The sequence below is a fragment of the Klenkia taihuensis genome (assembly GCF_900112525.1).
Taxonomy (GTDB): Bacteria; Actinomycetota; Actinomycetes; order Mycobacteriales; family Geodermatophilaceae; genus Klenkia; species Klenkia taihuensis.
This window is the reverse complement of the sequence record NZ_FOMD01000002.1, coordinates 215829-236997: the sequence shown is the minus strand read 5'-3', so window position 1 is coordinate 236997 and position 21169 is coordinate 215829. Positions and strand designations below refer to the sequence as shown.

Here is a 21169-nt window from a genome sequence, read left to right as displayed (position 1 = left end):
GTCAGGGCGGGCCGAGGGTAGCGCTGAGGGTCGCCTGGGTGGTTGCCGTCGCCAACTCGGCCGCCGTCGTCTCCGTCACGGCCAGCACCAGCAGGCCGCCGTCCGCCCCGTCGGGTGGGACGGCGAGCACCAGCGCGCCTGCCGCCACCACCCGGGTGCCGCCGTCCTCGGTGGTGGCGAGCACGTCCACCCGGTCACCGGCGCGCAGCAGGGCGGCGACCGCGAGGTCGGCCAACCGGACGGGGGCCGCGACCTGACCGGGAGCGACCTGCGCCCACAGGCCGGGCCCGACCAGCCGGGCGTCGGTGACCGGTTCACCCCGCCGCACCGGCGCCGCCAGCACCGCGCCGGCGAGGTCGGCCGGGGCACGGGCCACGCCGTCGGGCACCAGCTCGGGCGGCCACTCGGCGGTGGCCAGGTCGGCACCGGACAGCGCGCGGCCGGCCGGGAGGTCCGACGCGGCGACCACCACCGTCACCACCGCCGCCGGGGCCGGCGCCGCCGGGGTGGGGCGCAGGGCGAGGGCCAGGGCGGCGCAGGCGAGCAGGGCCGCGGCCAGCCGGCGCAGCGCGTGCGCGGGGTGGCGGGGGCGGCGCAGCCGGGGGAGGGGCACCGGCCGATCGTCGGACGGGGGGTCCGTGCGCGGGGTGCGGCCGGCGGATCTGTGGACCGGCCCCCCGGGTGTGGACGGCGACCGGCGCGCCCGGCCCGCGCCTGCTACGTCAGCTGGACGGGGTGCTGCTCGACGAGGACGACGAGCTCGAGGTCGACGGGCTGCTCGACGACGAGGAGGAGCTCGACGAGCTGTCGCTGCTCGACGAGGAGGAGGAGGTCGACTCCTTCGACGACGACGACGCCGACGTGGAGGAGGACTTCTTGCCGGAGTCGCGGCTGTCGGTCCGGTAGAAGCCCGAGCCCTTGAAGACCACCCCGACCGAGCCGTAGACCTTGCGCACGGGCGCCCCGCACTCCGGGCAGGTCTCCACCGCCGGGTCGGTGAACGACTGGACCACCTCGAACTGGTGCTTGGTCTCGGGGTTGGTGCAGGCGTACTGGTACGTGGGCACGGTGCTGGACTCCTCCGTCGGTGCGAGCCGGGCTGGCACTCGGACCCGGCGACTGCCAATCATGCGCCACCGCCGGTGCGCCGTCCACGAGACACCCCTTACCGTCCGGTCGTGGCATCGCCGTGGCTCACCGACCAGCAGCAGCGCACCTGGCGGCTCTGGCTGTCGGTCGCGGAGCTGCTGCCGCGCACCCTGGACGCCCAGCTCCAGCGCGACGCCGGCCTCACCCACGCCGCCTACGTCGTGCTGGCCATGCTGTCCGAGGCCCCCGACCGGCGGCTGCGGATGAGCGAGCTGGCCCGGATGGCCAACCAGTCGCAGAGCCGGCTCTCGCACACCGTCGCCCGGCTGGAGGAGCGCGGCTGGGTGCGCCGGGAACGGGCCGCCGAGGACGGCCGCGGCAACGTCTGCGTGCTGCTCGACGACGGGTGGGACGTCGTCCGCACCGTCGCGCCCGGGCACGTGGCCGCCGTCCGGGAGGCGCTGTTCGACGTGCTCACCGACGAGCAGGCGGCCGTGCTGCACGACGCGCTGGCCGCCGTCCTCGACGGCCTGGACCCCGACCAGAGCCAGCGCCGGGGGCGCTGACCCGCCTAGCGGAGGTGGCGCAGGAAGCTCTCCGGGCGGTCCAGGAACTGCCGCCACGACGCGGTGAGCTCCAGCTCCCCCCACGTGGCCGGGCGCAGGCCCCACGGGCCGACCTCGAGGATGCGGGCCCCGGGGAGCGCGGCGACCAGCGGTGAGTGCGTGGCGACCACGAGCTGCGCGCCCTGCTCGGCCAGGTGCAGCAGCCCGGCGACCAGCCGCAGCTGGCCGCCGAAGGAGAGCGCGGCATCGGGCTCGTCGAGCAGGTAGACCCCCGGCCCGCGGAGCTTGTCGGCGAAGATCGAGAGGAAGCCCTCGCCGTGGCTGAGCTGGTGGTAGCCGTCGCCGAGGTAGGTGTAGAGGCCGTGCAGCGTCTCGTCGCGCAGCAGGTAGGCCCAGCGCGGCGCACCGGGGGAGCGCTCGACCACCAGCGGCAGGGGGTCGGGTTCGGAGCGGGCGGTCTGCAGCCGGGCGCCGGCCGACCCGCCCTCCGGGTTCAGGCCGAGCGCCTGAGCCAGCAGCTCGACCAGGGTGGACTTGCCCGAGGCGTTCTCGCCCACCAGCACGGTCGCCCCCGGGGCCAGCTCCAGGCCCTCGGCCCACAGCTGCGCCACCGCGGGCACGGTCATCGGCCAGACGTCGGCCGGGGGCGGGTCGGCCCCGGGGTCCGCGCGGATGCGCCGCACCCCCGGTCGATCGGTCATGGCCCGCATCCTGCCTCCGGCCGGGCGTCAGCGGGCGCGGCGGCCCAGGTGACGCCAGCGGGCGTTGCGGCTGCGCATCCGCTCCACGTCGTCCCGCCCGAGCAGCCCGGCCAGCTCCTCGGCCAGCACCCGGCCCAGCCGCTCGCAGAACTCCTGCGGCTCGTCGGCGGCGTCCGGGCGCTCGGGCACCACGCGGTCGACGATGCCCGCCCGCCACAGGTCGGTGGCCCGCACGCCCTGCTGCGCAGCCATCACGTCGGCGTGGTCGACGTCCCGGTGCACGATCGCCGAGGCGCCCTCCGGCGGCAGCGGACCCAGCCAGCCGTTGGCCGCGGCGAGCACCCGGTCGGCCGGCACCAGGGCGAGCGCGCCGCCGCCGGTCCCCTGGCCGAGCAGGACGGCGATGGTCGGCGCCCTGAGCGTGACCAGGTCGGCCAGGCAGCGGGCGATCTCGCCGGCCAGCCCGCCCTCCTCGGCCTCCTTGGACAGCGCCGCGCCGGGGGTGTCGATGAGCGTCACCAGCGGCAGCCGCAGCTCCGCGGCCAGCCGCATGCCGCGGCGGGCCTCCCGCAGCGCAGCCGGTCCGAGCGGGGCGGTCAGCGACTGCCCGCGCCGGTCCTGGCCGAGCACCACGCACGGCGCCCCGCCGAAGCGGGCCAGCGCCAGCAGCAGGCCGGGGTCGGCCTCCCCGGCGCCGGTGCCGTTGAGCGCGACGACGTCGGTGGCGGCCGCCCGGAGCAGCCGCCGCACGCCGGGCCGGTCGGCGCGCCGGGAGGCGGTGACGACGTCCCAGGCCGTGCGGCCGTCCTCGGGGTCGTCGGCGTCGGTGCCGTCGCCCTCGACCGGCCCGGCGACCTGCGCGTCCCGGTGCCAGGTGGAGCGCGCCGCCAGCACGCGCAGCGCGCGGTCGGCGACGTCGGCGACCTGCTCGTGCGGCACGACGGCGTCGATGACCCCGCGCTCGTGCAGGTGCTCGGCGGTCTGCACGCCCTCGGGGAACTTCTCCCCGTAGAGGGACTCGTAGACCCGTGGGCCGAGGAACCCGATGGAGGCGCCGGGCTCGGCGATCGTGACGTGGCCCAGCGACCCCCACGAGGCGAGCACGCCGCCGAAGGTGGGGTGCCGCAGGTAGACCAGGTAGGGCAGGCCGGCGTCCTTGTGCCGGGCGATGGCCTGGGTGATGCCGACCATCTGCAGGAAGGCGACGGTGCCCTCCTGCATCCGGGTGCCGCCGGAGACCGGCGCGGCCAGCAGCGGCAGGCCCTCGTCGGTGGCCCGCTCGATGGCCTGGATCAACCGCTCGGCGGTGGCCACCCCGATCGAGCCGGCGAGGAAGCCGAACTCCCCGGCCACCACGGCGACCCGCCGCCCGCGCAGCCGGCCCTCGCCGGTCACGATCGCCTCGTCCTGGCGCGACCTCTCCTGCGCGGCGGCGAGCTCCGCGGCGTACTCGGCCGAGACGTCCCGCGTGCCGACCGGGCTGTCCCAGGAGACCCACGAGTCGGCGTCGAGGACCAGGGCCCGCAGGGTGCGGGCGTCCATCCGCGTGCTCACGAGCGCAGCCAGGCGCGGATCGCGTCGCCGTCGGCGCCGAGCACCGGGGGAGCGGTGTGCTCGCGGCGGGTCGTCTCGGTCTCGCCGTCGGCGGACGGCGCGAAGAACCGCAGCGGGGGCCCGGGCAGCGCGACCGTGCCCAGGGTCTGGTGCTCGACGTCGACGAGCAGGCCCTGCGACAGCGTCTGGTCCCAGGCGTAGACCTCGTCGATCGTGCGCACCTTGCCCGCGGGCACGCCTGCCGCGGACAGCCGGGCCAGCAGCGTCTCCGCGTCGATGGCCGCGAACGCCGTCTCGAGCAGGTCGATCACCTCGGGACGGCGGGCCACCCGCTCGGCGTTGGTCGCGAACCCCTCGGCCTCGGCGTCCAGGCCGAACTCGGCGCACAGCCGCCGCCACAGCGACTCCGACCCGCAGGACAGCTGCACCGAGCCGCCGTCGGCGCAGCGGAACAGGCCGTACGGGGCGATGGAGGGGTGGTGGTTGCCCTGCGCGTGGCCGACCTTCCCGCCCACGGTCCACGCCGTCCCCTGGAAGGCGTGCACGCCGACGACGGCGGCCAGCAGCGACGTCCGCACGACCTGGCCCTTCCCGGTCCGCTCACGCTCGAGCAGCGCGGCCAGCACCCCGTAGGCGCCGTACATGCCGGCCAGCAGGTCACCGATGGGGACGCCGACCCGCTGCGGGTCGTCCGGCCCGGAGCCGGTCAGCGACATCAGGCCGGCCTCGCCCTGGGCGATCTGGTCGTATCCGGCCCGGCCGCCCTCGGGGCCGTCGTGGCCGAAGCCGCTGATGGCCAGGGTGACCAGCCGCGGGTTGAGCTCGGCGAGGACGTCGGTGCCGAACCCCAGGCGGGCCAGGGTGCCGGGGCGGAAGTTCTCCAGCAGCACGTCGGCGCGGCGCAGCAGCTCGGTGAGCGTCGCCTTGTCCTCGGGGGACTTGAGGTCGAGGGTGATCGACTCCTTGTTCTTGTTCGTCGACAGGAAGTACGTGGACTCCCGGGCCCCCTCGGGCGGGTCGACGAAGGGCGGACCCCAGCCACGGGTGTCGTCCCCGCTGCCGGGGTTCTCCACCTTGATCACCCGGGCACCGAGGTCGCCGAGCATCATCCCGGCGTGCGGGCCGGCGAGTGCCCGGGTGAGGTCGACGACGAGCACGCCGTCGAGGGGTCCTGCGGTCACGGTTCCTCCGGTCATCTAGAGCCACCCGGGGACGACGAAGACCAGCCAGGCCAGGAGCGGACCGACCAGCACGACGATGCCGGAGTAGCCGAGGATCTGCTTGTAGAAGCGGTCGCGGTCGACGTCCTGGGCGTTGGCGAGCACCAGGGCGCCGTTGGTGGAGAACGGGCTGACGTCGACGATGGTCGAGGCGACCGAGAGCGCCACGACGACGCCCACCGCCCCGATCTCGCCGGCGAGCAGGAACGGCACGGCCAGCGAGATGGCGACGCCGATGATCGCGGTGGAGCTGGCGAACGCCGAGACGATGCCGCCGATGTAGGCCAGCAGCAGCGCGACCACCAGCGGGATGCCGATGGCGGTCACGCCCTCGCCGACGTAGTCGATGGTGCCGGCCTCCTGCAGCACGAAGACGTAGCTGAGGACACCGGCGATGAGCAGCACGGTCGACCAGCTGATCTGCATGACCGCGCCCTTGTGCCGCGCGGCGGAGAACAGCGCCAGCACGGTCGCGATGGTGATCGAGACGAACCCGATGTCGAGGTCGAAGACCAGCGCCAGGACGACGAGGACGGCCAGGCCCACCAGCGTCAGCACCTGCTCGGCGGTGACCCCGGTCCTCGCCTTGACGTCGACCGAGGACCCGGCGCCGGTGCCGTGCCCGCTGATCTCGGCGTCGGTGTCGCCGTCCGCCGAGGCGGGCCCGGGCTCGTCACCGACCCGGCGGCCGGCCAGCCCGCGGCCGCCGAGGACCAGGAACAGCACCACGCCGATGGCCAGGTTGAAGAACAGGCTGCCCAGGAAGACCGCGAGCGGGCTGCCCGGCAGGTCGTTGGCGGCCACGATGCTGTTCACCGTGACGCCGTAGACGCTGATGGGGGAGAACCCGCCGGCCTGGGCGCCGTGGATGACCATCATGCCCATCAGCAGCGGGCTGATCCGGTACCGCGCGGCGAAGCCCAGCGCGACGGGCGCGATGATCGCGACCGCTGCCGGGCCGAGCGCGCCGATGGCGGTGAGCACGCCGGTGACGGCGAACATGATCCAGGGGATCAGCGCCACCCGGCCGGCCACCAGCTTCACGGCGCCGCGCACCAGCAGGTCGACGGTGCCGTTGTTCTGCGCGATGGCGAAGAGGTAGGTGACGCCGATCAGCGTCAGCACCAGCTCGCCGGGGAAGCCGGCGATGATGTCGTCGGTGGTCATCCCGACGGCCAGGGTGCCGACCAGGAAGGCGGCCACGAACGCCAGCGCGCCCATGTTGATGGGCAGGAAGGTGGCGATCGCGAAGATCGCCACCAGCGCCAGGATCGAGATGATCTCGGGTGACACGGTCTCTCCCACGTCGTCGGGGGCCGGCTGTGGGCCGGCTGTGCTCGGATCGTGCTCGCACCGTTCGGCAGCGGCACCTCGGTGCCGCTGGCTCAGTGGACTGGCCACTGAGCCGGCGCTAGTGTGGCACCCGTCACGACGCCGCTGTCAAGGAGGTCCCGGTGGGTCCCGGACCGCTGCGCCGCAACCGGCTCTACGAGCAGGTGGTGCACCAGCTGCTGACCTGGGCGGCGTCCTCCGGGCTGGGCGCGGGCGACCGGCTGCCGGCCGAGCGCGAGCTGGCGGCCTCCCTCGGGGTCAGCCGGGCCACGCTGGCCCAGGCGCTGGTCGCGCTGGAGGTGACCGGCGTGGTCGCCGTCCGGCACGGGGACGGGACCGTGCTGCTCACCGCGCCACGGCCGGACTCCGTGCTGGCCGCCCTCGACGCCCGCCGGGAGGACCTCGGCGCGGTCATCGAGGCGCGGGAGGCGCTGGAGGTGCGGCTGGCCGCGCTGGCCGCCCGCCGGCGCACCGACGAGGACCTGGCCGCGATCGACACCGCGCTGGCCGGCATGGCCGCCGACGTCGAGGCGGGCGGGCGCGGGGTGGCCGGCGACGAGGAGTTCCACGCCGCGGTCACCGCCGCCGGGCACTCGCCGCTGCTGGCGCGCTTCATGGCCGAGATCGCCGACCGCATCCGCGACTCCCGGATCGAGTCGCTGGCCCAGGAGGGCCGGCCGCACCGCTCGCTGGAGGGCCACCGGGCCATCGCCGAGGCGATCCGGTCCGGCGACCCCGACGCCGCGGCCGCCGCGATGGCCGCGCACATCCACCTGGTCTCCGACGTCCCCCTCCTCGGCGGCGGCTGAGGGTCAGCCGAGGTCGCGCCAGCCGCCGGACGGCGTCACGACCGCGTGCAGGTGGACGTCGTGCGCGCCGGCGGGGACGGTCGGCAGCAGTTCCTCGTCGAAGACCAGGCCCACCAGGACGGCGTCCGGCGCGGCGTGCAGCAGCGCCCGGTCGTAGTACCCGGCGCCGCGGCCGAGCCGGGTGCCGTCGAGCCCCACCGCCAGCGCGGGGACGACCACCACCCCCGCTCCGCCCAGCGCGCCGGGGGGCAGCCGGGGGCCGGTGGGCTCGAGCAGCCCGTAGCGCCCCGGGACCAGGTCGCCGTCGGCCCGGGCCCACGACAGCACCCGCCCGGATGCCGGGACCACCGGCAGCAGCGCACCGGGGCCCAGCACCCCGACCAGCTCCCCGGCGCCGGGTTCCTCGGCCGTGGGCACGTAGCCGGCGACCGGGCCGGCCAGGCGGGGTCGGAGGTGGGCGCACAGCGCACGGGCGGCGGTCGCGCGGTCGGCGGGGGACCGGGCCGCCCGGGACGTCGACAGCCGTGTGCGCAGGGCCACCTTGGCGCTCACCAGGCCGGGGGAGGCACCCATGGGCAGAGGCTAGCTAGGGTCCAGGCCATGTCGAGCCCGACGAACAGTCGTCCCGCCCGCAAGGCCGTCATCCCGGTGGCCGGGATGGGCACCCGGTTCCTGCCCGCCACGAAGGCGGTGCCCAAGGAACTGCTGCCGGTCGTCGACCGGCCGGCGCTGCAGTACATCGTCGAGGAGTCAGCCCGCGCCGGCCTCGCCGAGGTGCTCATGGTCACCGGTCGCGGCAAGGCCGCCATCGAGGACTTCTTCGACCGCACCCCCGAGCTCGAGGCGGCGCTGGAGAAGAAGGGCGACCAGGCGCGCATCGACGCCGTCGCCGAGTCCACCGACGTCGCCCAGGTGCACTTCGTCCGGCAGGGCGAGGCCAAGGGCCTGGGCCACGCCGTGCTCCAGGCCGCCTCCTTCGTCGGCGACGAGCCCTTCGCCGTCCTGCTCGGCGACGACCTCATCGACGCCCGCGACCTGCTGCTCGAGCAGATGCTCGCCGTGCAGGCCGAGCACGGCGGCTGCGTCGTCGCCCTGCTGGACGTGGGGGCCGAGAACATCGACAAGTACGGCTGCGTGGCGGTCGACGACGCCCCGCAGACCGGTGCCGGCGACACAGACAGCGCTGCCGACACCGTCGTGCGGATCACCGGCATGGTCGAGAAGCCGAAGAAGGAGGAGGCGCCGTCCAGCCTGGCCATCATCGGCCGGTACGTGCTGGCCCCCGAGATCTTCGACGCCATCCGCGCCACCCCGCCCGGCCGCGGCGGGGAGATCCAGCTGACCGACGCCATCCTGGCGCTGCTGGAGCAGGGCGTCCCGGTGCACGGCGTGGTCTTCTCCGGCCGCCGCTACGACACCGGTGACAAGCTCGACTACCTCAAGGCCGTCGTCCGGCTGGCCGTCGAGCGCGAGGACCTGGGCCCCGCGCTGCGGCCGTGGCTGCGCAGTTTCGTCGGTGACCTTCCGCCGGAGGGCGCGTCGCAGGCCTGACCGGCGCCCCCGAGCGGGCACCATTCCTGGTCGGGCGCCCGATCCAGGGCGTCCGAGGACCGGGACGGCGGTGGTGACGGTGGCGGGGCTGACCGAGGACAGGACGCGGGGCTGGTTCCGGGGTGCCCGGGAGACCACCCAGCTCGACCTCTCCACCGGCACGGCGACCGGGACGCAGGCCGCCGCCGGCCCGCAGCCGACCCAGGCCATCGGGGGCACCCACGCCACCGTGCAGGTCGACCGCGACCAGCTGCCCGGCCTCGACGCCGCCGAGCCGCGCACCGACAGCTGGGCCGCCGCCGAGCCCGTGGTGCGCACCGTCGAGCAGCACCTCGACCTCATCCTGGCCGCCGCGCCCACCCCCGACCCGATCGAGCTCGCCGTCCTCGACGCGCAGGGCCTGCTCTGCGCCGAGCACGTGGTCAGCAGCCGCGACCTGCCCGCCTTCGAGCAGGCCGCCCTCGACGGCTACGCGGCGCGGTCGGTGGACACCGTCGGCGCCGGCCCCGAGGAGCCGGTCGGCCTCGCTGTGGTGGGGGAGAGCCAGGCCGGACCGGCCGAGCCCTCGGCCATCGGCCCGGGCCTGGCGCACAAGGTCGCCGCCGGCGCGATGCTGCCCACCGGCGCCGACGTCGTCGTCCCCACCGTCTGGACCGACGGCGGTGCCGCGCACGTCGGCGTGCACGCCGAGCTCGCCCCGGGCACCTACGTCCGGCGCACCGGCGAGGACGTCGCGGTCGGCGACACCGCGGTCTCCCCGAACACCCCGATCGGCCCCGCCCAGATCAGCCTGCTGGCCGCCGTCGGCCGCGACCGCGTGCTGGTGCACCCCCGCCCCCGGGTGACCGTGCTGTGCGCCGGCAACGAACTGGTCGACGTCGGCACGCAGCCCGGCCCGGGCCAGGTCGTCGACGTCAACAGCTACGCGCTGGCCGCCGCGGCCCGCGACGCCGGTGCGGAGGCCTACCGCGGCGGGATCCTGCCCCGCGACCGGCGCCGGCTGGTCGAGCTGCTGGAGAGCCAGCTGCTGCGCAGCGACGTCGTGCTCATCTCCGGCACGTTCGCCGGCGGCGGCTTCGACCTGGTGCAGGAGGCGCTCGCCCAGCTCGGCGAGGTCACCTTCGCCCAGGTGGCCATGCACCCCGGCCCGGTGCAGGCCTTCGGCCGGCTGGGCCGCGACGGCGTCCCGGTCATCTGCGTCCCCGGCGAGCCCGCCGCCGCGCTGGTGGCCTTCGAGGTGTTCGTGCGCCCGGCCATCCGGCTGATGCTGGGCAAGCGGCAGCTGTTCCGGCGCACCGTGCAGGCGGTGTCGGCCCAGCAGCTGCTGTCCCCGCTGGGCTACCGGCAGTACCTGCACGGCCAGGTCATGCGGCACCCCGACGGCGGCTACGTGGTGGAGCCCGTCGACGGCGGGCAGGACGCCGCCCTGGCCCGCACCGCGCGGTCGAACTGCCTGGTCGTGGTGGACGAGGACGTCACGGAGGTCTCGCCCGGCGGGCTGGTCACCGTGATGCCCATGCTGCTCGGCGGCTGACCTGAGCTCCTTCTGGACCGACCCGGCGCTGCACCCGGGCTGGCCGGCGCAGCTGGCGCACGGCGAGGTGTCGCTGCACCCGCTGCGCCGCTCCGACGCGGCGGCCTGGTCGCGGCTGCGGCTGGAGAACGAGGCGTGGCTCGCGCCGTGGGAGCCCACCGCACCGGCGCCGTGGGCCGCCCGGCACACCCCGGCGGTGTACCGGGGCATGCGCCGGGCCGCGCTCCGGCGGGCGCAGGCGGGGCTGTCGCTGCCCTTCGCCGTCCGGCACCGCGACCGGCTCGTGGGCCAGGTGACGCTGGACAACGTGGTGCGCGGCGCGCTGCGCTCGGCCCACGTCGGCTACTGGATCGACCGCGCCGCCTCGGGGCATGGCATCGCCTCCCTCGCGGTGGCCCTGGCGTGCGACCACGCCTTCGGCCCGGCAGGTCTGCACAGGATCCAGGCCGATGTACGTCCCGAGAACGGTCGCAGCTGCCGATTGGTGGAGCGACTGGGTTTCCGGGAGGAGGGGTTGTTCCGCTCGTACCTCGACATCGACGGCGACTGGCGCGACCACAGGGGCTACGCGCTGCTCGCCGGTGACCACCCCGGCGGGGTCGTCGCGCACCTGCTCAGGACCCGTCGGGCCTGACCCGGTCCCGACACGCCGGGCGCGCGACACGCCGCTGCGGCGCGACACGACACGGTCGTGTCCCGGTGCGCCTCCCTCGAAGTGGGGACGGCGCGCCCTAACGTGCTGACTCGAGTGACCCGTGTGACTCGTGTGACGCCAGGGATCGGCGTCGCACACGCGGGTGCCAAGGACGGATGCGGGGTGGTTCGCGATGGGATCGGGTGTTCTGCTGGCCGCTCTGGTCGTGCTGTGGTTCGTCGTGCTGGTGCCCATGGTGGTCACCCGCGGCGACGCGGCACCGGCCCGGGCGGGTGCGGTCGACACGGGGCGCACGCTGCGCCGGCGACGGGTCGTCGACCCGGTCGTGCACGCCGACACCGAGCGCGTGGCCGTGGACCGGGAGCAGCTCTACCGCACCGGTGAGCTGGTCGTCGACGTCCACGCCGTCCGCCGCCGCACCCTGGCCGGCCTGGTCGCGCTGTCGGTGCTGGCCCTGGTCGGCGCGCTGACCTACCGCTCCTGGCTCTGGGCCCCGCAGGTGCTGCTCGACCTCGCCGTCGTCGGCTACCTCATGGTCACCCGCGCCGCCGCCCAGCGGGAGCGTCGCGCGGCCGCCCGGCGGCAGGCCCGCGCCGCCCGCACGGCCCCCCGTCCCGCCCGGCGCCCCGCGGCGCAGCGTCCCGCCGTCCCGGCCCCCCGCCGGGCCGCGGCCGCGGTGTCCGCGCCGGTGCCGAGCCTGCCGCTGGCCCCCGTGCACCCGCTCCGCCCGGGTCGTGTCGTCGCCGCCTCGCACGGCGCCCCCGCGGCCACCGGCTGGCAGCACAGCGCGGTCGTCGGCCTGGACGACGACGACATCGGTTTCGCCGACGTCGACGTCTACGCGCCGCGGGCGGCCACCGGCTGACCCTGCGCGGCAGCCGCCCACCCACGCGGTAGGCTGTCGTGCGCAAGGGGCTGTGGCGCAGTTGGTAGCGCGTCTCGTTCGCAATGAGAAGGCCAGGGGTTCGAATCCCCTCAGCTCCACCCGCTCCGTCAGGCCGGGCCCTCGGGCCCGGCCTGACGTGTTCCTACCGGGTCCCGCCGAACTCGGCGGCCCGCCTCCCCGCGAAGGCCGCGATGCCCTCGGCGGCCTCCGCGTCGGCCGCCGACGCCACGATCAGCCGGGCCTCCTCGTCCAGCTGCGCGTCCAGCGTCGTGGTGGCCGCCCGCCGCACCAGGCCGCGGGTGCGCACCATGGCCCGCACCGGCCCGGCCGCCACCCGGTGCGCGAGGTCCACGGCCTCGTCGGTGAGCCGGTCGTCGTCGGCCAGCCGGGCGACCAGGCCCGCGGCGTGCGCGTCGGCGGCGCTGAGCGTGCCGTTGGTCAGCATCAGGTCCAGCGCCCGCGGGGCGCCGAGGGTGCGGGCCAGCGCCCAGGAGGTGCCGCCGTCGGGGGACAGGCCGATGGCGCCGTAGGCGGGCCGGATCTTCGTGGACCGGGCGCAGACCACCAGGTCGCACGCGCCGACCAGGCCGATGCCGGCGCCGGCCACGGCGCCCTGCACGCCCGCGACCACCGGCACGGGGCAGGTGATGACGGCCCGGACGGCGTCGTGCCACCGGTTCGCCAGGGCGCCGATGAAGGCCGCCCGGTCCTGTGCGGCGGCCATGCCCGCCACGTCGCCGCCCACGCAGAAGCGGGGCCCGTTGCCCAGCAGCAGCACGGTGCGGGCCCGCGCCGGCCGCTGCTCGAGGGCGTCGACCAGGGCGTCGGCGAGGGGCAGGTCGATGGCGTTGCCGGCGTCCGGGCGGTCCAGGGCCACCCGCCAGACGTCGCCGTCCATGTCGGTGCTGATGCGTCGCTGCGCTGCGTCCATGCCCGCACGGTAGGACCCCGGGCACGACGACGCCCCGGGTCCGTGCCGGGACCCGGGGCGTCGTCGGCGACGGTCAGCGGCGGTGCGTCAGCTCCGCCTCGACCTCGCCGTCGATGGCGGCGGGGGCGCCGCCGAACTCGTCGGCCACCTCGCCGGCGACCTCGTCGGCCGCGCCCACCGGGTGGCCGTCCTCGTCCAGGCCGGCGTCGGCCCGGGCCAGCATCCGGTGGCCGGTGGACAGCACGGCGACCGCGGCGAGCACCGTGGCGGCGCCGACGAAGAACGGCACGTGGATGTCGAAGGCGTCCACCAGCTTGCCGGCCACGAACGGGGCGAGCCCGCCGCCGAGGAAGCGGACGAAGCCGTAGGCGGCGGAGGCGACCGGCCGCTCGACCGGGCTGACCAGCATGACCGCCTGGGTGGTCAGCGTGTTGTTGATGCCGATCGGGATGCCGGCGGCCACCACGCAGGCGACGAGCACCCAGCGGGTGTCGGTGAACAGCGCGATGAGCAGCAGCAGGACGGCGAAGAAGGTCAGCGCGCCGTAGAGGCTGCGCGCGGTGCCGAAGCGGGCCTGCAGGCGCGGGGCGCCGACGACGGAGAACAGCGCCACCAGCAGGCCCCAGCCGAAGAACACGAAGCCGAGCTGGATGGCCGAGAGCTCCATCGGGAAGGGCGCGTAGCCCAGCATGGTGAAGAAGCCCCAGTTGTAGAGCAGGGCGGTGATCGCCATGGTCAGCAGGCCGCGGTGCCGCAGCGCCCGCAGCGGGGCCGACAGCGGGGTGGGGTGGGCCGGCCTGGGGGTCGGGTCCAGCAGGACGACGGTCGCGATCAGCGCCACCGCCATGAGCGCGGAGACCCCGAAGAAGGGGCCCCGCCAGCTGACCGAGCCGAGCAGGCCGCCGACCAGCGGGCCGGCCGCGATGCCCAGGCCGAGGGCGGCCTCGTAGAGCACGATCGCGCCGGCGAACCCGCCGGAGGCGCTGGCCACGATGACCGCCAGCGAGGTGGCGATGAACAGCGCGTTGCCCAGGCCCCAGCCGGCGCGGAAGCCGACGATGCCGCCGACGGAGTCCGACAGCCCGGCGAGGGCGGCGAACACCACGATGATCGCCAGCCCGGTGATCAGGGTCTTCTTGGCGCCGAGCCGGCTGGACACCCAGTTGGTGCCGAGCATGGCGACCGCGGTGACCACCAGGTAGCTGGTGAACAGCAGCGTCACCTGGCTGGGCGAGGCGTCGAGCTGGCTGGACAGCGCGGGCAGGATCGGGTCCACCAGGCCGATGCCCATGAAGCTGACGACGCAGGCGAAGGCGACCGCGTAGACGGCCTTCGGCTGGGCGAACGTGCTGGTCTTCTCGCTGGTCGCGCCGTGTGCGCTCACCAGGTCACCTCCGTGTCGGGGTCGTGCTCGGGTTCGTGGGTGGTTCAGTGCTGCAGGACGCCGGCCAGCCGGGACAGCGCCGGGAGGGCGGCCTCGATCCGGTCGACGTCGTCGTCGTCCAGGCCGGCCAGCGGTACGGCCAGGCGCGCGGCGCGTCCGGACCGCCGGCGGGCCAGCAGGTCCGCGCCCGCGTCGGTCAGGGTGAGGACGACGGCGCGGCCGTCGCGGGGGTCGGCCGCGCGGGCCACCAGGCCCTGGCCGGCCAGCCGGGCGATCAGCGCGGTCATCGACGGCTGGCTGACGCCCTCGGTGGTGGCCAGCTCGGTGAGCCGCGCGGGGCCGGAGCGCTGCAGCGTCGCCAGCGTGGCCGCGGCGGTCAGGCTCAGCTCCGTGCGGGTGCTGGTCAGCTGGCGCAGCCCGACGACGACGTCGTCCAGGCGCGCGGCCAGCTCGGTCCGGTGCTCGTCCACCAGTCCGTTGTACTACTCAACTATGTATCCCACAACGTGGGCCCCGCCTCAGAACCAGGAGGGGAACCACATCCGCTGCACCCACTCGTCGTAGGACAGCGGCTGCCCGGTCAGCACCGGGTAGAAGAAGGCGAACGTCAGCGCGACCACCGCGAGGTACAGGCTCATCGCGCCCAGCCCCAGCTGCCGGCGGAACGGGGTGACCGGGCCGTCGGCGGTGGGGCGCCCCAGCACGTCCTGCAGGGCGAGGGTCACCGCCAGCACGAAGAACGGCAGCACCGGCGCCATGTAGAAGATGAACATCGTCCGGTCGAGGTTGACGAACCAGGTCAGCCAGCCGGCCGCGATCGCCACCGCCACCGTGGTCGCGGCCGGGTCGCGCCGGGCGGCGATGCGCCACAGCAGCCACAGCATCGCGGGGGCGAACACCAGCCAGAGCGTGGGCGTGCCGACCATCAGGATGTAGCGGATGACCTGGCCGCCGTCGGCGTCGGTGAGGCCCTGCGGGTTCCACAGCAGGATCGGCCGGCCGTCGACCAGCCACGACCAGGGGCCGGACTCCCACGGGTGCGGGGTGGACAGCCCGTTGTGGAAGGCCAGCCACTCGCCGTGCATGTGCCACAGCGACCGGAGCGCCCCGGGGACCCAGGGGAACGCGGTGTCGGGGTTCTGGTCGGCCCAGTGCCGGCCCTGGGAGTTCTCGCCGAGGAACCAGCCGGTGAACGTGGCCAGGTAGGTCAGCACCGGCAGCACGGCCAGCGCCCACAGCGCCCCGGGCAGCCCGCGGCGCAGGACCGCGCGGGTGGGGCTGGCCACGCCGGCCCCGCGCCAGGCGGCGCGGTCCCAGAACAGCGACAGGACGGCGAAGAAGGCGAGGAAGTAGACCCCCGACCACTTCACCCCGGCCGCGCAGCCGAACAGGATGCCCGCCGCGATCCGCCACCCCCGCGGGCCCAGCGCGAAGCCGGTCGCCAGCGGGCCGGCAGCGCTGATGCGGGCGCGGACCCGGTCGCGGTCGACCACCAGGCAGGCGACCGCGCTGACCACGAAGACCTGCAGGAAGACGTCCAGCAGCCCGATGCGCCCGACGGTGAAGGCGAACCCGTCCAGTGCCATGAGCAGGCCGGCGACCAGCCCGAGCAGCGTGGAACCGGTGAGCCGGCGGGCCAGCCGGGTGAGCACGACGACGGCGACGGTGCCGGCGACCAGGCTGGGGAAGCGCCAGCCGAAGCTGTCGTAGCCGAAGAGCTTGATGCCGCAGGCGATGAGCAGCTTGCCCAGCGGCGGGTGGACGATGAACGTGTAGCCGCGGTTGTACTCGTAGCCCCACTCGAGGACCTCGTTCGCCTCGGGCGGGTAGTACGCCTCGTCGAAGAGCAGGTCGCCGGGGTAGCTGAGGTCCCACAGGCGGCTGACGAAGGTGGCTGCGCCGAGCACCGCGGTGAGCACCCAGGACAGCACCCGGTCGGTGGGCAGGGGCGGGGTGACCTGCCGCGTGGGGCGCCGGGGGCGGCGGCGGGGCCGCGCCGCGGGCGGGACCTCGTCGTCCGTCCGCTCCGGAGCCAGCACCGCCACGTAGGGGAGCGTAGGCGGAAGGTCTGGCAGTCTCGTGCCGTGACGGGACGGCTGGTGCTCGGTGGCGCGCCCCTCGGTCAGCCCGGCGACGTCGGACCCCGGCTGCGCGCGGCGATGGCGTCGGCGGACGTGCTCGCCTGCGAGGACACCCGCCGGCTGCACCGGCTCGCCCAGGACCTCGAGGTCACCTTCACCGGCCGGGTGGTCACCTTCCACGAGACCGTCGAGGCGTCCCGACTGCCGGGGCTGGTCGCGGCGATGCAGGCCGGGCAGACCGTCCTGCTGCTCACCGACGCCGGCATGCCCTCGGTGTCCGACCCGGGCTACACGCTCGTGCGGGCCGCCGTCGACGCCGGGGTGGAGGTGACGTCGGTGCCCGGCCCCTCGGCGGTCACCACGGCGCTGGCCGTGTCGGGCCTGCCCTGCGACCGGTTCTGCTTCGAGGGCTTCGTGCCCCGCAAGGGCCGCCGCACCGCCTTCGGCGCGCTGGTCGCCGAGCCGCGCACGATGGTGTTCTTCGAGTCCCCGCACCGGCTGGCCGACGCCCTCGCCGACGCCGCCGCCGTGCTGGGCGAGGACCGCGAGGCCGTGGTGTGCCGGGAGCTGACCAAGACCCACGAAGAGGTCGTCCGCGGCACCCTGGGCTCGCTGGCCACCTGGGCCGCCGACGGCGTGCGCGGCGAGATCACCCTGGTCGTCGCCGGTGCCCCCGCCGGCCCGGCCGACCTGACCCCGGCGGAGATCGCCGCCGAGGTGGCCCGCGAGGAGGCGGCGGGGGAGACCCGCAAGGACGCGATCCGCGCGGTGGTCGCCCGCACCGGCCTGCCCAAGCGGGTCGTCTTCGACGCGGTCGTGGCCGCGAAGACCCCCTGACCCGTTCCGCCGTCCAGCCTCCGAGCACCGGGTATCGGAAGCTCTACCCCATCGCGGCGGGTCGATCGCCCAGGTCGAGCTTCCGATACCTCAGGCGGACCGGAGCTGGGCCACGCGCATCCGGTACACGGCCAGCACCTTCGCCCGCACGCCGTCGGGGTCGCGCAGCACCTCGGCGTAGGTGAACCGGAGGACGAGCCAGCCCATCGACGCGAACAGCGCGTCGCGGGCCAGGTCCTCCGCGCGCTGCTCGGGGGAGGAGTGGAAGGCCGCTCCGTCGAGCTCGACGGCGAGCATCGCCTCCTCCCACGCCCGGTCGTGGTGCCGGGTGATGCCATCGGGGCAGCGCACGGCCAGCTGACCCCGGCTCCTGGGCAGGGACGGGTGCCGGAAGACGCGGAGCACGCCCAGCGCCTCGAGCTCGCTGCGGACCCCGTCGGCAACCAGGTCGACGGCGACGACGAGCTCGCGGTGCCCGCCGATGTTCGGCCGGCGCGCTGCCGCCCGGTGGAGCTCCTCCGCGCCGAGGTCGGGGCGGCGCGCCGCGTCGACGAGGGTCGGGCGCCGTCCCGCTCGTGGGATGAGCGGCCAGGCATCGACCAGGCTGTCCGCGAGCGTGGTGACCGGCAGGCCGCGCACCGACGCCCGGTCAGCAGCGGCGAGCTCGACCCGACGGTGGACGACGAGGTCACGGCTCCCGGACCGGCGCCGGGACTCGTCGATCGTCACGTGCACCGGCCCTCCGTGCTCCCGGACGCCGTGGATGGCCAGCGCGGTCGTGTGGCTCAGCAGTGCGGGACCACCGGCGCACAGGACGGCTGCGCGGAGCCGGCGGTCGCCGGTCGCCGGGTTGCCCCGGGCGGTGTGCACGTGCGGGAACACCCTGCGCAGACGCCCGCTCGCGACGTAGCCGTCGACGACGCCGACGGGCGCGACACGGAGCAGGTCCTGTCGGGTCGCGAGCCCCTGCTGGCTGCGCAACAACCGGTCGATGCGGGTGGGCCAGTCCTCGTCGGTCATGAGCGCAGGGTCGTGTCCCCCCGGCCGCCGCGGGGGTGTCCGGGCAGATCTGTGGACGCACTGCCGCTGTCCACGAGGGCAGGTAGCGGAAGCCCTACCCGAGCGCGCGTGGCTGTCGACGGGGGTAGTGCTTCCGGTACCCGGGCCGGCGTGGGCTCCCATGCCCGGTGGGGGGAGGGGGAGCGGGCTACAGCCAGCCGCTGCGCTTGAAGGCGCGCCAGAGCAGGCCGCAGGCCAGCGCCATCACCAGCAGCACCAGCGGGTAGCCGTAGTGCCAGCTCAGCTCGGGCATGTACTGGAAGTTCATCCCGTAGATCCCGGCGATCGCGGTGGGGACGGCGATGATGCCCGCCCAGGCGGAGATCTTGCGCATGTCCTCGTTGTCCGACAGCGACGTGCGGGCCAGCGACGCCTGCAGGATCGAGCCGAGCAGCTCGTCGAGGGCCGCGATCTGGTCGCGCACCCGGAAGACGTGGTCCTGCACGTCCCGGAAGTAGGAGCGCATCTCCTTCGGCACGATCTCGGCCTGCCGGTCGGTGAGCGCCTGCATCGGCAGGTCCAGCGGGGTGACCGCGCGGCGCAGCTGCATCAGCTCGCGCTTGAGCTGGTAGAGCCGCTGGGAGTCGTCGGTGCGCTCGGGGGAGAAGACCGACGCCTCGAGCTCGTCGACGTCCTCCTCCATGGCCTGCGCGACCTCCACGTAGTGGTCGACCACGAGGTCGGCGACGGCGTAGAGCACCGCCGAGGGGCCCAGGCAGAGCAGGTCGGGCTGCTGCTCCAGGCGGTGCCGCAGCTCGGCCAGCCCGCCGTGCGAGCCGTGCCGCACCGTGATGACGAAGTGGTCGCCCAGGAACACCATCACCTCGCCGGTGTCGACGACGTCGCTGGTCGCGGTCAGCTCGGCGTGCTCGACGTAGGCCGCGGTCTTGAGGACGACGAACACCCCGTCCTCGTAGCGGTCGAGCTTGGGCCGCTGGTGGGCGTAGACGGCGTCCTCGACGGCGAGGGGGTGCAGCCCGTACTCCGCGGCGATCGTCTCGAGCTCGGCCTCGGTGGGCTCGTGCAGCCCCAGCCACACGAACCCGTCGCGCTCGCGGGCGGTGCGCAGCGCGTCCTCCGGCCCGACGTCGGGCACGCGGTGGCCGCCGACGTAGACCCCGCACCCGACGACCGGTGCTCCCTCGGGCCGCTGCGGCGCGGGGTGCAGCGGCGTGCCGGCCGGCTTCGGGGCGTGCCGGGGCCGCGGCTGCGGTGCCGGCGTGCCCGTGCGCGCAGGGGTCCCGGGTCCGGTGCTGGTCATGTGTCTCCTCCGCGGCGGTCGGACGCGACCGCAAGCATGCGGACAGCCGCCGATGGTGGCACGCTCCGCACACCAGGTGTGATCAACAACCTTCGGGCAGGGGGAACGCAGATGACCGTCGCGAACGGCCGGCGCGTCAAGAGCGTCGAGGACTCCATCGCCGACACCGAGGAGCCGGAGCACCAGCTCAAGAAGAACCTGTCGGGCCTGGACCTCACGGTCTTCGGCGTCGGCGTGATCATCGGCACCGGCATCTTCGTGCTGACCGGCGAGGTCGCGCAGACCACCGCCGGGCCCGCGGTGGCCATCTCGTTCGTCATCGCCGGGATCGTCTGCGGGCTGGCCGCCCTCTGCTACGCCGAGTTCGCCTCCACCGTCCCGGTCGCCGGGTCGGCCTACACGTTCTCCTACGCCACCTTCGGCGAGCTGATCGCCTGGATCATCGGCTGGGACCTCGTGCTGGAGCTGGCCCTGGGCGCCGCGACGGTCAGCGTGGGCTGGTCGGGCTACCTCAACCAGCTGCTCAGCGACATCGGCATCGGGCTGCCCGAGGCGATCGCCGGCGAGACCGCCCGCTTCAACATCCCGGCGATGTTCATCGCCCTGGTGATGACCGGCGTGCTGATCCTGGGCATCAAGCTGTCCTCGCGGATCACCTCGATCATCGTGGCGATCAAGGTCGTCATCGTCCTGCTGGTCATCGTGGTCGGCGTCTTCTACGTCAAGGCCGCGAACTTCAGCCCCTTCGTCCCGCCGAGCCAGCCGGCCGAGGGCGGCGGCTCGGGCCTGACGCAGCCGTTCATCCAGCTGCTCACCGGGTTCTCCCCGGCCAGCTTCGGCGTCGAGGGCGTCATCGCCGGCGCGGCCATCGTGTTCTTCGCCTTCATCGGCTTCGACATCGTGGCCACCGCCGCCGAGGAGACCAAGGACCCGGCCAAGGACCTGCCCCGCGGCATCTTCGGCTCGCTGGCGGTCTGCACGGTCCTCTACGTGCTGGTCAGCCTCGTGGTGGTCGGCATGCAGAACTACACGGAGCTCAACGCGTCGGCGCCGCTGGCCGGGGCGTTCTCCAGCGTCGGCCTGCCCTTCTTCTCCGGGATCATCTCGGTGGGCGCGCTGGCCGGCCTGACCAGCGTGGTGATGATCCTGCTGCTGGGCCAGTCCCGGGTGCTGTTCGCCATGAGCCGCGACCACCTGCTGCCCCCGGGGCTGGCGAAGGTGCACCCCACCTACGGCACGCCCTACCGGATCACCCTCATCACCGGTGCGGTGGTCGCGGTGATGGCCGGGCTGATCCCGCTGGGCACCCTGGCCGAGCTGGTGAACATCGGCACGCTGTTCGCCTTCGTGCTGGTCAGCGTCGGGGTCGTCGTCCTGCGGCGCACCCGCCCCGAGCTGCCGCGGGCGTTCAGGGTGCCGCTCATGCCGGTGCTGCCGATCGTGGCCGCGCTGGCGAGCTTCTACCTGATGCTCAACCTGCCGACCGACACCTGGATCCGGTTCGCCATCTGGATGGCGATCGGCGTGGCCGTCTACTACCTCTACGGCCGCAAGCACAGCCGGCTGGCCAAGGGCGGCGACCACGACCACAGCGTCGCGACCGGCGACGGCACCGCGGGGCAGCGCCCGCGCGGCTGACGCACCACGGCCGACGGGGCCGTCTCACCCCCAGGGGTGAGACGGCCCCGTCGTCGTCTCCGGCCCCGCGCGCGGCGGGAC

21 protein-coding genes, 1 tRNA gene and 1 pseudogene are annotated in these 21169 nt (G+C 74.9%); 10 read left to right on the top strand and 13 right to left on the bottom strand.

All coding sequences use genetic code 11. The features are described 5' to 3' along the window. Position 1 precedes the first annotated feature (1 nt). Positions 2-613, bottom strand: a complete 612-nt coding sequence (cpaB, locus tag BM158_RS09025; protein ID WP_091556875.1) for a Flp pilus assembly protein CpaB — start codon at positions 611-613, stop codon at positions 2-4. Between the two features lie 122 nt (positions 614-735). On the opposite strand from cpaB, the gene BM158_RS22400 reads away from it, so the two are divergent. After that, entirely contained in the window at positions 736-906 is a 171-nt protein-coding gene (locus tag BM158_RS22400; RefSeq protein WP_229827752.1) for a hypothetical protein, read from the top strand. 14 nt (positions 907-920) lie between these two features. Here the strand turns inward: BM158_RS22400 and BM158_RS22395 are convergent. Continuing rightward, positions 921-1130 (bottom strand): annotated as a pseudogene (locus tag BM158_RS22395) (FmdB family zinc ribbon protein); the annotation flags it as partial. Between the two features lie 48 nt (positions 1131-1178). On the opposite strand from BM158_RS22395, the gene BM158_RS09015 reads away from it, so the two are divergent. Next, positions 1179-1655 carry a MarR family winged helix-turn-helix transcriptional regulator gene (locus BM158_RS09015; protein WP_091556868.1) on the top strand — a complete coding sequence of 159 codons (477 nt, stop codon included), beginning with the start codon at positions 1179-1181 and terminating at the stop codon, positions 1653-1655. 5 nt (positions 1656-1660) lie between these two features. Here the strand turns inward: BM158_RS09015 and BM158_RS09010 are convergent, their stop codons facing one another. Genes BM158_RS09010 through BM158_RS08995 form a run of 4 tightly spaced genes read right to left on the bottom strand, consistent with a single transcriptional unit; the run spans position 1661 to position 6423 of the window. Next, the gene (locus tag BM158_RS09010) at positions 1661-2356 is read right to left on the bottom strand and encodes an AAA family ATPase (protein ID WP_091556865.1); all 696 of its coding nucleotides are present in this window, start codon (positions 2354-2356) and stop codon (positions 1661-1663) included. 27 nt (positions 2357-2383) lie between these two features. Continuing rightward, positions 2384-3910 carry an acetyl-CoA carboxylase carboxyltransferase subunit alpha/beta gene (locus BM158_RS09005; RefSeq protein ID WP_229827735.1) on the bottom strand — a complete coding sequence of 509 codons (1527 nt, stop codon included), beginning with the start codon at positions 3908-3910 and terminating at the stop codon, positions 2384-2386. Next, positions 3907-5091, bottom strand: coding sequence for a CaiB/BaiF CoA transferase family protein (locus BM158_RS09000; RefSeq protein ID WP_229827736.1), 1185 nt, complete (start codon positions 5089-5091; stop codon positions 3907-3909). Before BM158_RS09000 ends, BM158_RS09005 begins: the two co-directional genes overlap by 4 nt. A 15-nt stretch (positions 5092-5106) precedes the next feature. Further along, entirely contained in the window at positions 5107-6423 is a 1317-nt protein-coding gene (locus BM158_RS08995; RefSeq protein WP_091556860.1) for an SLC13 family permease, read from the bottom strand. A 161-nt stretch (positions 6424-6584) separates the two neighbouring features. Here BM158_RS08995 and BM158_RS08990 point away from each other — a divergent pair, with 161 nt between their 5' ends. Next, positions 6585-7271, top strand: a complete 687-nt coding sequence (locus BM158_RS08990) for a FadR/GntR family transcriptional regulator (RefSeq protein WP_091556859.1) — start codon at positions 6585-6587, stop codon at positions 7269-7271. Positions 7272-7274: 3 nt separating this feature from the next. Here the strand turns inward: BM158_RS08990 and BM158_RS08985 are convergent, their stop codons facing one another. Further along, on the bottom strand, positions 7275-7844 hold the full coding sequence (locus BM158_RS08985; protein ID WP_091556858.1) for a 5-formyltetrahydrofolate cyclo-ligase: 570 nt from the start codon (positions 7842-7844) through the stop codon (positions 7275-7277). A gap of 27 nt (positions 7845-7871) precedes the next feature. Between BM158_RS08985 and BM158_RS08980 the strand changes: the two genes are divergently transcribed. From BM158_RS08980 to BM158_RS08960, 5 genes are all read left to right on the top strand, one after another. Then, positions 7872-8822 carry a UTP--glucose-1-phosphate uridylyltransferase gene (locus BM158_RS08980; RefSeq protein WP_091556857.1) on the top strand — a complete coding sequence of 317 codons (951 nt, stop codon included), beginning with the start codon at positions 7872-7874 and terminating at the stop codon, positions 8820-8822. Positions 8823-8901: 79 nt separating this feature from the next. After that, positions 8902-10356 carry a molybdotransferase-like divisome protein Glp gene (gene glp / locus BM158_RS08975; protein ID WP_229827737.1) on the top strand — a complete coding sequence of 485 codons (1455 nt, stop codon included), beginning with the start codon at positions 8902-8904 and terminating at the stop codon, positions 10354-10356. 67 nt (positions 10357-10423) lie between these two features. Next, a complete protein-coding gene (locus tag BM158_RS08970; RefSeq protein ID WP_229827738.1) occupies positions 10424-10990 on the top strand; it encodes a GNAT family N-acetyltransferase in 567 nt (188 codons plus the stop codon). Between the two features lie 193 nt (positions 10991-11183). Continuing rightward, positions 11184-11876 carry a divisome protein SepX/GlpR gene (gene sepX, locus BM158_RS08965; protein WP_091556853.1) on the top strand — a complete coding sequence of 231 codons (693 nt, stop codon included), beginning with the start codon at positions 11184-11186 and terminating at the stop codon, positions 11874-11876. A gap of 46 nt (positions 11877-11922) precedes the next feature. Then, positions 11923-11995: transfer RNA gene (locus BM158_RS08960), tRNA-Ala, on the top strand. A gap of 44 nt (positions 11996-12039) precedes the next feature. Here BM158_RS08960 and BM158_RS08955 read toward each other — a convergent pair. The 4 genes from BM158_RS08955 to BM158_RS08940 form a co-directional block, all read right to left on the bottom strand. Beyond that, a complete protein-coding gene (locus tag BM158_RS08955) occupies positions 12040-12828 on the bottom strand; it encodes an enoyl-CoA hydratase/isomerase family protein (protein WP_091556851.1) in 789 nt (262 codons plus the stop codon). A 73-nt stretch (positions 12829-12901) separates the two neighbouring features. Then, positions 12902-14212: an MFS transporter gene (locus BM158_RS08950; RefSeq protein ID WP_229827739.1), complete on the bottom strand. Its 1311-nt coding sequence runs from the start codon at positions 14210-14212 to the stop codon at positions 12902-12904. 44 nt (positions 14213-14256) lie between these two features. Beyond that, on the bottom strand, positions 14257-14682 hold the full coding sequence (locus BM158_RS08945; RefSeq protein WP_207506338.1) for a MarR family winged helix-turn-helix transcriptional regulator: 426 nt from the start codon (positions 14680-14682) through the stop codon (positions 14257-14259). A gap of 48 nt (positions 14683-14730) precedes the next feature. Further along, a complete protein-coding gene (locus BM158_RS08940) occupies positions 14731-16257 on the bottom strand; it encodes a dolichyl-phosphate-mannose--protein mannosyltransferase (protein WP_091556845.1) in 1527 nt (508 codons plus the stop codon). 39 nt (positions 16258-16296) lie between these two features. Here BM158_RS08940 and rsmI point away from each other — a divergent pair, with 39 nt between their 5' ends. After that, positions 16297-17130, top strand: a complete 834-nt coding sequence (rsmI, locus tag BM158_RS08935; RefSeq protein WP_091556843.1) for a 16S rRNA (cytidine(1402)-2'-O)-methyltransferase — start codon at positions 16297-16299, stop codon at positions 17128-17130. A gap of 90 nt (positions 17131-17220) precedes the next feature. On the opposite strand, the gene BM158_RS08930 is transcribed toward rsmI, so the two are convergent. Both BM158_RS08930 and corA read right to left on the bottom strand, forming a co-directional pair. Further along, positions 17221-18150 (bottom strand): endonuclease domain-containing protein, encoded by a 930-nt coding sequence (locus BM158_RS08930; RefSeq protein WP_091556841.1) that lies wholly within the window; start codon positions 18148-18150, stop codon positions 17221-17223. Positions 18151-18337: 187 nt separating this feature from the next. Beyond that, positions 18338-19450 carry a magnesium/cobalt transporter CorA gene (gene corA, locus BM158_RS08925; RefSeq protein WP_091556839.1) on the bottom strand — a complete coding sequence of 371 codons (1113 nt, stop codon included), beginning with the start codon at positions 19448-19450 and terminating at the stop codon, positions 18338-18340. Between the two features lie 111 nt (positions 19451-19561). Between corA and BM158_RS08920 the strand changes: the two genes are divergently transcribed. Next, positions 19562-21088 (top strand): amino acid permease, encoded by a 1527-nt coding sequence (locus BM158_RS08920; RefSeq protein WP_091556837.1) that lies wholly within the window; start codon positions 19562-19564, stop codon positions 21086-21088. Positions 21089-21169: the final 81 nt, after the last annotated feature.